Genomic DNA, 12,683 nt, shown 5'->3' on the forward strand with positions numbered 1-12,683 from the left:
CCTGCCCACTCACACTGCCACCCACATGAACAAAAACAACACCCAAAAAGTCGCCCTGATCACCGGCATCACCGGCCAGGATGGCTCCTATCTGGCTGAATTCCTGCTGTCCAAAGGCTATGTGGTGCATGGAATCAAGCGGCGCTCCAGCTTGTTCAACACCACGCGCATCGACCATATCTACCAGGACCCGTGCATTAACAATCGTAATTTTGTCTTGCATTACGGCGACCTGAGCGACAGCACCAACCTGATCAGGATTGTTCAGCAAACCCAGCCAGACGAAATCTACAACCTGGGCGCCCAGAGCCATGTGGCCGTGAGCTTCGAGTTGCCCGAATACACCGCCGATGTCGATGCCCTGGGCACGCTTCGGCTGCTCGAAGCCATCCGCATTTTGGGACTGGAGAAAAAAACCCGCTTCTACCAGGCATCCACCTCCGAGTTGTACGGTCTAGTGCAGGAAACGCCGCAGAAGGAAACCACGCCGTTCTACCCGCGCAGCCCCTACGCAGTGGCCAAGCTGTACGCCTACTGGATCACCATCAATTACCGCGAAGCCTATGGCATCTACGCCTGCAACGGCATTCTCTTTAACCATGAAAGCCCGCGCCGTGGCGAGACCTTCGTCACCCGAAAAGTCACGCGCAGCCTGGCCAACATTGCACTGGGGCTGGAGAACTGCCTCTACATGGGCAACATCGACTCACTGCGCGACTGGGGCCATGCCCGCGACTACGTTCGCATGCAATGGCTCATGCTTCAGCAGGACCACCCGGAAGACTTCGTGATTGCCACGGGGCAACAGGTCAGCGTGCGCGACTTCATCACGCGCAGTGCAGCGCAGCTGGGCATTACCCTGGGCTTTGAAGGGCATGGGATTGAAGAGGTCGGCATGGTCCAGGCCATCAGCGGCGACAACGCGCCGGCGCTGGCCGTGGGCGACGTCATCGTCAAGATCGACCCGCGCTATTTCCGGCCGACCGAAGTCGAAACCCTGCTGGGTGACCCCGGCAAGGCCAGGAATTCCCTCGGATGGGTGCCTGAAATCACCCTGGACCAGTTGATTGAAGAAATGGTGGCCCACGACCTGGACCATGCCCGTCGCCATGCGCTGCTGAAAACGCACGGCTATCCAATGACCGTCAGCGCGGAGTAAACCAGCATGCTCAATGAACCCCGGATTTTCGTGGCAGGCCATCGCGGCATGGTTGGCGGCGCTGTCGTGCGCTGCCTGCTGGCCAAGGGACGAAAAAATATCGTGACCCGCACCAAGGCTGAACTTGACCTGACCCAGCAACAAGCCGTCCGCGATTTTTTTGCCAGGGAAAAGATTGATCAGGTTTACTTTGCCGCAGGCAAAGTAGGTGGAATTCATGCCAATGACACCTATCCTGCCCAATTCATCTATCAAAACCTGATGATGGAAGCCAATGTGATCCACGAAGCCTGGCATGCCGGCGTACAAAAAATGCTGTTCATGGGCAGCAGTTGTATCTATCCCCGGCTGGCACCGCAACCCATGACAGAAAACGTCTTGCTGAGCGGCCAGCTGGAGCCCACCAATGAACCCTACGCGATTGCCAAAATCGCAGGCATCAAGCTTTGCGAAAGTTACAACCGCCAATACGGCAAGAGCCATGGCACTGACTACCGCAGCGTCATGCCGACCAACCTGTACGGTCCCGGCGACAACTACCACCCTGAAAATAGCCACGTCATTCCCGCGATGATTCGCCGCTTTCATGAAGCCAAGGTCCACCAGACCCCTGTCGTGGCCATATGGGGTTCAGGCACACCGATGCGCGAGTTCCTCTATGTTGGCGACATGGCCGCCGCCAGCGTGCACATCATGGATATTGACAAAGCCACCTATGACGCGCATACCAAACCCTCGCAAAGCCACATCAACGTCGGATTTGGCAGTGACATTGACATAGCCGGCCTGGCATTTGCAGTGGCGAAGGTCGTGGGCTATGGCGGCACGATCAGTTTTGACAAAAGCAAGCCCGATGGCCCGCCTCGCAAACTGCTGGACTCATCGAAACTCAGAAACCTGGGCTGGCATCCCAAGGTGGACCTGGAAGCAGGTTTGGCGCTGGCTTACGCTGATTACTGCAAAACTGAATCAAGCCTTCCGGTTTCGATTGTGGTGAAAGAAAACAAGCAATCGATCAGTGAATTTACCAATCCCTGGTTAAGGGAGGTCACCTCGATGACTGCACCGAACAATCATGCGGCCGGCATCCATGCTTCGCAGGCAGGCAATCCCTGATTGGTTTCCCGAGAGGTACAACGTCGACTGGTCATGTCGAAAATCCGGATTTTAATAAAAACTTTCAATAGTTAAATAGTTTGATATTTGTCCAGGTTGACACTCAATCTATCAGGCTGTTTCAGTAATCAATGAAAGTGCTCATGTTGTTTCATTTTCATTTCAATCCGGTATACGATTATTTTTTATTGCCATGCGAAAACACTGATTTCGGTTTCACACACGATCGTATATTGCAATGAAAACGGAATCAGCCGTCAAAAGAGTTGTATCCGGAAGTCTGGCATCATGGATGCGGATTGCAGTCACAATTTTCAGCCAAGTTATTGCCGTACCTGTTTACCTGCATTACTGGTCTATTGAAACCTATGGCGCATGGATTCTGGTGCAGAGCATTGTCAGCTTTTTGACGATATTTGACATTGCCCACCACAATTATCTTGGCAACGAATTCCTGAAAATAGGAAAACAAAAGAGGGAAGTAATCGGTGAGGTTTTTTCAACCGGAATCGTCGTTGCGTTCCTCGTGTCAATCGTCACCTTTCTGGTGATCTGCGCACTGACCTTTTCAGGAACCATCAGCCACTGGGTAGGAATGGAGAAGGCAAGCATCCATCCATTTGAAACGTCGCTTTTACTGACCTGCGGCACCTGGGTTCTTACCATCACATTTACCGGTCTGCTTGGCCGCGCGTTGAATCCGTTTGGTTATTTTCCCTTGTCAGCCTGGAGCGGAGTTCTGTTTGCCATCTTTTCAACGGCCGCATCCGTAGCCGCTGTTTATTTTGGAGCTGGCCTGGTAGCAACCACCGTGGTCACATGCATTGTTACCTTCTTATGCCATAGCACGTTAAGCATCATACTTTTTCGAATAGCACGGCAAGAAAATTTGATATCCAGAAAGCTCGATTTAGCGAAGGGATTTTCAAGATTTTTTGCATCGCTAGCACTTGGTGTTCAATCGGGACTTGAAATACTGCGCCAGCAAGGCGTGCGTTTCATTTTGCTGCCTTTGTCGGGAATGACCCAGATGATTGCATTTTCAACCATGCGAACCGGTGCGAATCTCGCCTTGCAGGGCGTGGGAACTATCACCGGACCCTTGATGCCCGAACTGATGGCCTTTTTGGGAAACCGCGACCAGCCACGAACAGAAAGCGCATTTTCGGTCATCTGGTTGATGCTGTGCGTTGTGCTGGTGCCCGCAGTTCTGGTGCTTCAATACGCCGCACCCGTACTTTTTCCCATGTGGACTCAAGGGAAGATCGAATTTGATCCGGTTCTGTTTGCCTTGCTCTCGTTGGCTGTCCTGGTGTATGCACTGGCACAACCGGCCATCGCCGTGGTGACCGGTAACAACCTGGTTCGAGAGCAAGTCCTGATTTCGACGATTGCCACGTTTATCACGGTTGCTGGAATCTATTTATTGGTTCCACTGACGGGTGTCAGGGGTGCGGCACTGGCCCTGCTGCTTGGAGAAAGCATCAGCCTGTTTTTCTATGTTCAGTCCGCACGGAAATGGCTTTCAGGTGTTGGGATGCGGTGGCCGACTTCGGCCTTTGTCAATGCCTCGTTATCACTTGTTGTTGCCGCTGTCGGTATGGCTGCCATCACCAGTTTTCAAACGTATGCAGGCTTGTGCCTTGTGTTTGCATTGATCAGCCAGGTTTTTGTACTGATCGCATATTGGTCACAACTACCGTCTATTGCACGGCAGAGCGCGTCGGCGCAAGCTGTTCGATTTGTGCCTCGGCTATTGCGAAAACAGCTAAACAAGGCAGTGGGTATTAAAAGCTGAATATTTCACCTTTTCGGAGCCAAGAATCATGCGAATTTCAGTACTCATACCTGTTTACAACGGAATCCTTTACATCGCTGAAGCGATTGAATCAGTACTGTCTCAGGATTTGCAGGATTGGGAACTGGTGATCAGTGACAACGGGTCAAAGGATGGCACGCGCGATTATCTGAGAACCTTGTCTGATCCGCGTATCCGGGTATACGAACAGCCCGTGAATCTCGGAATCATGGGAAACCTTAATTTTCTGTTGACCCAGGCCCGCGCGCCCATCGCGAAGATCCTGGGCCACGACGACATGCTGCTTAAAGGAGGGCTGGAGCGCACTGCCCGATTCATGGAGGAGCGGCCGGACTGCGCCGTGAGTCGCTGCTGGGCTCAAGGTGACGAAATCCGGTATTCAAAAATCGGGATATTGCAGTGGGAAAGCCGGTTGCCCTCAAGGCTTGAGCCCGCTGCGGCAATACTTGCATTTGCCACCTTCGGCAACTTTGTGGGAAATATCTGTCGGGCTGCCTGCCGCCCAAAGTTGGTCATGCAGGCCGGGGGATTCGATCTTAAATATCCATCCGCTGGTGATTATGAAGGCTGGCAGCGTGTGGCGAAAACTTTCGGGATTTGGCTGCAGAACGAAGAACTGGTTTTTGAACGTATCCATGAAATGCAGGATTCGAGTGTAAGCAGCCAAACAAATCGAATTGATCCACAGGTCAACTCAATACTTGAAATTATTGCCAAAGAGGTGGATCCATCGCTGCTTCAAGTACTTAGGCGCCACTGGACAATTCATGTATTTTCACCCCGATTTTCACGGTTTGTCCGTCAGATTTGCAGGGGCCGCTTTACTTTGGCTTCCTCAACCTGGAGGAATTTGCCTCTTGGTGTTTCAGCCTCTTCAAGTATTGCAGCTTATCCGGTCTTCAAACTGAAACTGCCTGAATACAATATAACCACCAGTTTTCTGTTCGGGGAAATTGTTAAAAGCAATAATAATCATATTAAATCAGCTGATTAAGATTTATATCCAGGCAGCATATGAAATACCTTTCAATCGTCTTTTTCGTGATCATGTATTCAGGTCTGATTCTGCTGGCCGGTGGTGAGAGCGCCATAGTATTTTTTTTCGCTTCGGTCCTTATGAGCGTGGTTGCAATCTATAACGTTTATAAATATGTAAAAAATCCTGCCGATATATGTCTTTTTGATTTTTTTGCAACATCTCTTCTGCTCGCCTATGCACTCAGCAGCCTGACTACGCAAGTAAAGGTCTACTCGCTGAAATCAATCGATGTGGCGCATTACTTTAGCCTTAACCAGTACTCGCTTTCAGTTGCTCTGGCCAGTGTTGCTTTTGCGTCGGCTGTCCTGTTCTTCCTGAGTAAGTTGTTTCCTGCAAAAATCGAACTTCCCGTCTTGAGTCAAAAGCAGATTCGGGAAGGTTTGTGGATGATTATTTTTGTGACTGGATCGGCTATTTACTGCATTGCTACCGGATTGATGCAGTTTCAAGGTATTATTTTTATCAATGGTAGCAATCAATCAATATCGCCGTTTGCATCAATGGTTTATAGCTCAATCGTCCCTGCGGGAATACTGGCTATCTTTCTGGCGTCCGGAGGCCATGATATAAGCCACTTTAACCGACGGTTGTTGTATGCACTGGCGATCGTGCTCTGGCTTATTACCTTCAGCCAAGCCAGGCGCATGCTTGTGTACATGGTATTTCTGTATTTGATTTTTTATTCCTTTGATGGCTCGAGACGACCACTATGGAGAAAAAAAGTTCTCTTCTCGGCAGCAGTAATTCCAATTGCTTATTTAGGGGTCAAATTATTTTATGCAATCAGGATCGCAACATGGGAACTGCCTCCTGACACCAATGACTTTTTTCAGCTGTTCAAGATTGGTCTTGATATTTTCAGCAATCCAGGGAAGTACGATTTTGACTATTTGCTGGCCGAAAATTCGCTGGATCGACCTTTTGTTTTGCGCTACCTTGCGCAAATCATAGATAAAATAAACTTTGGTAACTGGTTTTCCGGCAAAGCGGTTTATGCAACCTTGCTGATCACCGTTCCCTCCGCTTTTATCGGCATGAAACATTTTCTGGTTGATGAGGAGCTGATTCACCCGAAAATCGGTCTTCCTGTCAATGATGAGGCAAATACTATTCTTACTGCCGGAATCGTTGATTTTGGATGGATTGGTTTGCTTTTGTTTCCTGTATTTGTACTTGTATTCTTGAAGTGCCTTTTGTTTCTAGTCAAGAAATCAAACATAGGATGGTTTTCTTATTTCACGATGTTTAGCGTGTTGACTGTTATTCTCAACATCGAGAATTCAATGGCCCAGTATTGGAGTTTGGCTAGAAGTACCCTGATTCTTTTGGTACTGATTCTCAGTATCAAATATTTGATGAATACCGTTTTGCATCGTCGATGAAGTTGTACTTGCAAAGAGCAGGCAGTTAATTTTCAAGCTCATTGCAAGGATCTCATCGCAGGCTTGTTCCCGGCCATGGCGCTGACCATTGGTTTTCCTCATGTCATCATCTGTTTAGCCGGATAAAACATTCATGCATATTGTCCAGTTTGTACATCCTGATTTCTTCAACTCCAACAGCATGCCGCGATTTGCCTTGATGATTTCTGAAGGCATGCGTGCCCGTGGTCATCTTGTTGATACCTGGACAGCCAGTCCCCTGGCTTACAGCATTCCAGCGCCGGTACGCTTGAAAAAGTGGCTGGGTTATATTGATCAGTTTATTTTTTTTCCACTGAAAGTATATTGGCGGCTTCGGCACCTTCAAGCCAACACGCTTTTCATTTTTTCCGATCAGGCGCTCGGTCCCTGGGTTCCGTTGGTGGCACACAGGCCGCATGTCATCCATGTGCATGACCTGATGGCCTTGCGCTCGGCCTTGGGCGAGTATGGGCAAAACCCAACCAGCTGGACAGGAAAGAAATATCAGTGGCTCATACGGCGCGGTTTCAACCGGGGAAAAATCTTTTTATCGGTTTCTGAAAATACACGCCAGCAGTTGCAGCGGTTTTTGCAGCAAAAGCCTGCCGTGTCGGAGGTGATCTACAACGGACTGAACTATCCGTTCCGGCCTATGAGTGCGGCGGAATCCATGGCTGAACTGCTGCCTGCCGGACTGACCCCTCCACCAGAGGGATTTTTGCTTCATGTCGGCGGGAACGAATGGTACAAAAATCGCCAGGGCCTCCTTGAGATTTATGAAGCCTACGCGCAGCAAACACAAAATCCCTTGCCACTGTGGATGGTTGGAACAGAGCCCTCAATTGCTTTGAAAGAACAGGCCCAGCGCATAACGCCTAAAGGCAAAGTACGCTTTATTTCCGGGCTGTCCAACAAACAGGTTTGCGCTGCGTATTCGGCGGCACGATTGATGGTGTTTCCCAGTCTGGCCGAAGGCTTCGGCTGGCCGATTGCCGAAGCAATGGCCAGCGGCTGTCTGGTGTTGACCACCGGCGAGGCGCCGATGACGGAAGTCGGGGGTGATGCCGCCTTTTACATCTCGCCCAAGTCGCTGGGAAATTCGGGGGAATGGGCTGCTCTGGCCGGTGCAAGTATTTCAAAATTACTTCAGCTCACGCCGGATGAAGTGCGCAGCCGGCGGGAATTGGGGTTTTTGCAGATTGCACAGTTCGACGCAGAACAAACCCTGAATGCCTACGAGCATGCTTACCAGCAGGCGCTGGCAAGCAGCAAGCCTCAGGTCTGACCCGATACGGCTTTTCCTTGGTCCAGTGCTGCAGCGAGGTCCGCGGCAATATCGTTCTGCCTGCCGGCGATCAACCTGGCCAGCCATTACGTTTTTAGTCCATCACGGAGTTTTTGCCCGTCCTGCAGATGAAATCCGTTATTTTTTGCGGCAAAACAGATTTATACAGACTGAATCATCTGGCTGGGAATACCTCAAGCCACTGACCTGACAGGCTTTCCGATGAAAATACTTCAAGTCATTTCCTCCATCAATCCCCAGGGCGGCGGCCCAATCGAATGCGTCAAGCAGTTGTGTGCTCCCTTGAACGATTTGGGGGTGTCGGTTGAAATTGCCAGCTGCGATGACCCCGGCCAAATTGGCAACTACGCCGACACACTGCCGCCAGTTCATGCCCTCGGGCCGTCATACCTGGGGTATGCCTACACACCACGTCTTGCGCCCTGGATACAACAAAATGCCACCCGCTTTGATGCGGTTATCGTTAACGGCCTTTGGCAATACAACGGACTTGCGGTACATCAGGCTTTGTCGGGCAGCAAGGTGCCATATTTTGTTTTTTCTCATGGAATGCTGGACCCCTGGTTTAAACACACCTATCCGCTGAAACATATAAAAAAATGGTTGTATTGGCCATGGGGCGAATACCGGGTTTTGCGGGATGCGCAGGCGGTGATCTTTACATGTGAAGAAGAGCGGTTACTGGCCCGGCAGTCATTTTGGTTATACCGTGCCAAAGAGACTGTCACCGCCTTTGGCACCTCCAGTCCGCCATGCAATGGTCAGGAACTAGCGCAACGCTTTTTAGCAGATCATCCGCAATTGCAGGGAAAACGCATCGTGCTGTTTCTGAGCCGGATTCATGAAAAAAAAGGCTGCGACCTGTTACTGGAGGCATTTGCCCAGGTTGCAGGGCTTGATCCGCATTTGCATCTGGTCATGGCCGGACCAGACCAGACAGGCTGGGCTGTCAGCCTGAAATCACAAGCTCAGCGGCTTGGAATTGCCCACCGTATCAGCTGGTTAGGCATGCTGCAGGGCGAGCGTAAATGGGGGGCGTTTTACGCTGCTGAAGTGTTTTGCCTGCCTTCGCACCAAGAAAACTTCGGCATTGTGGTGGCTGAAGCGCTTGCTTGCGCAAAGCCGGTCTTGATCAGCAACAAAGTCAACATCTGGCGGGAGATCGAGTCGGATGGTGCAGGCTTTATTGACGAAGACACCGTGGCAGGGACCAGGCGCTGCCTTCAGCGCTGGCTGGCGCTCGATGCCAAAGCCTATCTGGAAATGACAGAGCGGGCCCGTCAATGCTTTGCTAACCGCTTTCATATCGGACGTGCAGCCGAACAGCTGGTGGAAATTTTGACCGAATCCGGATCCAGCATTGCCCCTCACGCATCCCCGTGCAAATCAGTTAATACCAGGAAAACGCCAAGTTCCTTGGGTTTATGAAATAAAAAATCATATGACGACGCTCATTACTATTGTGACCATTGTGAGAAACGACCGACAGGGTTTGGCCGTCACACGGGCCAGCATTGAATGCCAGCAGTTTAACGATTTTGAGTGGCTGATTATCGATGGAGCGTCGGCCGATGGCACTGCTGAAGATGTATTGGCGATCGCGTCTTCGTATGCCCGGGCAATCAGTGAGCCGGACAAGGGAATCTATGATGCAATGAACAAGGGATTGAATCTGGCAACAGGCAAGTTTGTTCTTTTCCTGAATGCCGGCGATATTTTCCCGGAAACCTCCACCTTGTCGCTGGTTGCCCCGTTTTTGGACAAAGAAAACATCTCTTTTGTTTATGGAGACAGTTTCGAAAAATATTCTGGAAATTCTTATAAATACAAACCTGCACGTCAGAAAGAAAGTATTTCATATGGCATGTTCGGTTGCCATCAGGCAATGTACTATGCGCGAAAAGTAATAGGCGACATGCGCTACAACACCGAATTCAATATTGCCGGAGATTATGATTTTACTGCCCGGTTTTTAAATAAAACAGATCAGATCATCAAAATTTCGAAGCCTTTGTGTGTATTTGATTTGAAAGGTGCATCAAATAAAAACCGCAAAAAAGGCCGTCATGAGAACTGGATTGTTCAAAAAAACACGCTCAAACTGCCACTGGGCAAAAGACTGTTCAATCAATTGGCTTATCGGCTTTCAACTTTCATCAACTTGAAAATGCCTGGCATCTACAAAATCCTGAGATATCGTGCAAACAAGAATTAATCTTTCAAAAAGCAGGACTTACTGGTCGATGTCCCTTAAGCTGAAAAGAGGGGTGTGGACCTATATTCTGGAGCCGCTTGTCCGGTGGTTGCCCAAGTTCGCCAGTCCGGTGCGTGTGGCTATGCTGCGTTTGATGGGGGCATCTATCGGAAAACGATGCCTGATAATGCCAGGCGTAAAAGTTCTGATGCCATGGAATTTGATAATTTCCGATTACGTGGTGTTGGGAGAAATGGTAAATGTATACAATTTTGCGCCTGTAAAAATAGAAGCGATGACGGTAGTTTCCCAAAATTGTTTTTTATGCACGGGCTCGCATAATTACAGATTGCCGGAAATGCCATTGACCTATTTTCCGATCACGATTGGCAGCGAATGCTGGATCGCTGCCGGTGTCTTTGTTGCCCCCGGAGTGTCAATTGCTGATGGCGTCGTAGTGGGTGCAATGTCCGTGGTACCCAAAAGCATCACTGACCCGTGGTCGATACATGCTGGAAATCCCTGCCTGTATCGATGCAAAAGAACCATGCAGCCCGAATAGCTTTACACGCCTTGATGCTTGACTTGGAAACAGATATGCAAGCTGTCGATTTAAAAAAACCGCAAAAAATAATTACAAACGCCGATGATTTTGGCCATGACGAGGACAGCACCCTGGCGACTGTTGATTGCTTCAACGCAGGCGCGCTTACCAGCGCCACCATCATGCCAAAAATGCCCGCAACTCAAATGGCCGTCAAGTTTGCCCGCGAAAATCCGCAGCATGCCTATGGTGTTCATTTGACCTTCGTCTGTGACACGGTGGAATCCCCCGTTGCCGATCCCCACCTCATTCCTGCACTGCTAAACGAAAACGGCGCCTTTCACCCGTCCAACGAACTGCGGCTGATGGCATTGCAAGGCAAGCTGCCGGTCAATCAGCTTTGCATTGAAATCGCGGCCCAGATCGAGCGCATCGTCGACAGCGGCATACCGGTCAGCCATGTTGATTCGCATGGCCATCTGCACAAGTTCAAGCCCTTTGTTCAGGCATTGGCCAAAACGCTTCCCAGATACGGCATTTCAAAAGTCAGAAATGTTCAGAACCAATACACAGTCATGCCGTTTAAAAGTCCGACCTACTGGATGGGCGCATTTTGGCGGCGACGCATCATGAACAATTTCGTGACCACACCGCACTTTTTCATGGGTACCAACGCCAACGATTCGCAGTGGATACAGAAAATACTGGCGCGTCCCTTGCACGGCGTTCTCGAAGTGGGATTTCATCCTGGAAGCCCGCTGCATGAGGATATCTGGCGAAATAATGAGCGGCTAGCCTGCCTTGCTTTTGCGGTTGAAGCAGGCAAGCGGGATATTTCCCTGATCAGCTGGAATGACCTGTGCTGACAGCCTAAAGTCTTTTCTTCCCGCACTCCGAATTAAAGCGAAATTGTCCCGAGCCTGCACATGACAGGCGCGCACTGCCCTAAGCAGACTTTCGCTATTCAATTCATAGCCGCTTACGCCCGCCATGTATGCGCAAAAGTCATAACTGACACCCCAAAAAGCCTTTGACTGGCTGCAACAAATCCGTAGCCGATATTCAAAGGCGGCGGCATGGGCCGGGGGAAGTCATCCGGCTCACATCCTCAAGCCTTCTGCTGCGCAAACTGAGCCAGCGAACTTATCACCGCAGGAGTTTTCAATGCCCGCAATATCCATCCTTGTTCATACCAAGAATGAACAGCTTGACATCCTGGCCTGCCTGCAAAGCGTTGCCTGGTCGGACGACATCCATGTCTTCGACTCTGGAAGCACCGATGCAACGGCAACCATTGCCAGGCAGTTTGGCGCCCATGTCATTGAACGCGACTATGGCGACATCAAGCTGCCTTATGGCGGCGACGAGGCGGGGCACCGGAACTGGGCGTTGCAAACCATCACCTTCAAGCATCCCTGGATATTTCACATCGATGCCGATGAACGCATGACGCCCGAACTGGTCAAGGCGGTTGAAGCAGCGGTGGCGTCGCCTGGCAACCATGTTGCCTTTCGGATTCAGCGGCACGACCACTTTCTGGGCACCTGGATCAAGCACGTCACCCCCTCACCTTTCAACATCCGCCTGTTTATGCGTGCCAAGGTGCATTACGAGCGCCTGATCAATCCGGTCACGGTGGTCAACGGCCCGGTGGGTGAAATCAATGAGCATTTCAACCATTTCCCTTTCAGCAAGGGCATGAGCAACTGGTTTGACCGTCACAACCGGTACAGCTCTTCGGAAGCCGCGCAGATTGTCCTGAACCGAAGCAAGCGCGCCGACTTCAGCGTCTGGAAAGCCTTCTTTTCAAAAAGCATCAATGAACGACGGTTTCACCAAAAGGAAATGTATTACCGGGCGCCGATGCGGCCGCTGCTGATGTTCATGCTGCTTTATGTCTTCAAGCGGGGATTCCTTGATGGCCGGGCCGGCTTCACTTATGCGTTGTTGCGCTCGATTTATGAATACATGATTGTTCTCAAGGTACGCGAGATGCAGGCGCTAGAGCCTGGCTTGAAGGAAAAAGCGCCCCAGGCTGTTGTTCCGGGTTGAAGGATCCGCTCATTTTGTGATGCTGGCATTTGCTCTTTTCCTGAAGCCCTT

11 protein-coding genes are annotated in these 12,683 nt (G+C 50.5%); all 11 read left to right on the forward strand.

Annotated features, from left to right (window positions below; genetic code table 11):
• The first annotated feature begins 25 nt into the window (after positions 1 to 25).
• The 11 genes from gmd to GZ092_RS02370 all read left to right on the forward strand — a co-directional run bounded on the left by gmd (position 26) and on the right by GZ092_RS02370 (position 12,632).
• Positions 26 to 1,159: a GDP-mannose 4,6-dehydratase gene (gene gmd, locus GZ092_RS02320; RefSeq protein WP_293634106.1), complete on the forward strand. Its 1,134-nt coding sequence runs from the start codon at positions 26 to 28 to the stop codon at positions 1,157 to 1,159.
• A 6-nt stretch (positions 1,160 to 1,165) separates the two neighbouring features.
• Entirely contained in the window at positions 1,166 to 2,275 is a 1,110-nt protein-coding gene (locus GZ092_RS02325) for a GDP-L-fucose synthase (protein ID WP_293634107.1), read from the forward strand.
• Positions 2,276 to 2,513: 238 nt separating this feature from the next.
• Positions 2,514 to 4,073: a hypothetical protein gene (locus GZ092_RS02330; RefSeq protein ID WP_293634108.1), complete on the forward strand. Its 1,560-nt coding sequence runs from the start codon at positions 2,514 to 2,516 to the stop codon at positions 4,071 to 4,073.
• Positions 4,074 to 4,101: 28 nt separating this feature from the next.
• On the forward strand, positions 4,102 to 5,088 hold the full coding sequence (locus GZ092_RS02335) for a glycosyltransferase family 2 protein (protein WP_293634109.1): 987 nt from the start codon (positions 4,102 to 4,104) through the stop codon (positions 5,086 to 5,088).
• Between the two features lie 20 nt (positions 5,089 to 5,108).
• Positions 5,109 to 6,515, forward strand: a complete 1,407-nt coding sequence (locus GZ092_RS02340) for a hypothetical protein (protein WP_293634110.1) — start codon at positions 5,109 to 5,111, stop codon at positions 6,513 to 6,515.
• Positions 6,516 to 6,648: 133 nt separating this feature from the next.
• Positions 6,649 to 7,821: a glycosyltransferase gene (locus GZ092_RS02345; RefSeq protein WP_293634111.1), complete on the forward strand. Its 1,173-nt coding sequence runs from the start codon at positions 6,649 to 6,651 to the stop codon at positions 7,819 to 7,821.
• A 222-nt stretch (positions 7,822 to 8,043) separates the two neighbouring features.
• A complete protein-coding gene (locus GZ092_RS02350) occupies positions 8,044 to 9,270 on the forward strand; it encodes a glycosyltransferase (protein ID WP_293634112.1) in 1,227 nt (408 codons plus the stop codon).
• A 13-nt stretch (positions 9,271 to 9,283) separates the two neighbouring features.
• Positions 9,284 to 10,057, forward strand: coding sequence for a glycosyltransferase family 2 protein (locus GZ092_RS02355; protein WP_293634113.1), 774 nt, complete (start codon positions 9,284 to 9,286; stop codon positions 10,055 to 10,057).
• Positions 10,041 to 10,598: a putative colanic acid biosynthesis acetyltransferase gene (locus GZ092_RS02360; protein ID WP_293634114.1), complete on the forward strand. Its 558-nt coding sequence runs from the start codon at positions 10,041 to 10,043 to the stop codon at positions 10,596 to 10,598. Before GZ092_RS02355 ends, GZ092_RS02360 begins: the two co-directional genes overlap by 17 nt.
• Positions 10,599 to 10,633: 35 nt before the next feature.
• Positions 10,634 to 11,446, forward strand: a complete 813-nt coding sequence (locus GZ092_RS02365; protein ID WP_293634115.1) for a ChbG/HpnK family deacetylase — start codon at positions 10,634 to 10,636, stop codon at positions 11,444 to 11,446.
• A 298-nt stretch (positions 11,447 to 11,744) separates the two neighbouring features.
• Positions 11,745 to 12,632, forward strand: coding sequence for a glycosyltransferase family 2 protein (locus GZ092_RS02370; protein WP_293634116.1), 888 nt, complete (start codon positions 11,745 to 11,747; stop codon positions 12,630 to 12,632).
• Positions 12,633 to 12,683: the final 51 nt, after the last annotated feature.

The organism is Polaromonas sp., assembly GCF_010365105.1.
Lineage (GTDB): Bacteria > Pseudomonadota > Gammaproteobacteria > Burkholderiales > Burkholderiaceae_C > Polaromonas.

What these genes read in the sequence shown, in the direction of transcription:
- GZ092_RS02335 (WP_293634109.1), top strand. Translation starts at nt 4,102, where the DNA reads ATGCGAATTTCAGTACTCATACCTGTTTACAACGGAATCCTTTACATC.
- GZ092_RS02355 (WP_293634113.1), top strand. Translation starts at nt 9,284, where the DNA reads ATGACGACGCTCATTACTATTGTGACCATTGTGAGAAACGACCGACAG.
- GZ092_RS02345 (WP_293634111.1), top strand. Translation starts at nt 6,649, where the DNA reads ATGCATATTGTCCAGTTTGTACATCCTGATTTCTTCAACTCCAACAGC.
- GZ092_RS02365 (WP_293634115.1), top strand. Translation starts at nt 10,634, where the DNA reads ATGCAAGCTGTCGATTTAAAAAAACCGCAAAAAATAATTACAAACGCC.
- GZ092_RS02330 (WP_293634108.1), top strand. Translation starts at nt 2,514, where the DNA reads ATGAAAACGGAATCAGCCGTCAAAAGAGTTGTATCCGGAAGTCTGGCA.
- gmd (WP_293634106.1), top strand. Translation starts at nt 26, where the DNA reads ATGAACAAAAACAACACCCAAAAAGTCGCCCTGATCACCGGCATCACC.
- GZ092_RS02325 (WP_293634107.1), top strand. Translation starts at nt 1,166, where the DNA reads ATGCTCAATGAACCCCGGATTTTCGTGGCAGGCCATCGCGGCATGGTT.
- GZ092_RS02370 (WP_293634116.1), top strand. Translation starts at nt 11,745, where the DNA reads ATGCCCGCAATATCCATCCTTGTTCATACCAAGAATGAACAGCTTGAC.
- GZ092_RS02340 (WP_293634110.1), top strand. Translation starts at nt 5,109, where the DNA reads ATGAAATACCTTTCAATCGTCTTTTTCGTGATCATGTATTCAGGTCTG.
- GZ092_RS02350 (WP_293634112.1), top strand. Translation starts at nt 8,044, where the DNA reads ATGAAAATACTTCAAGTCATTTCCTCCATCAATCCCCAGGGCGGCGGC.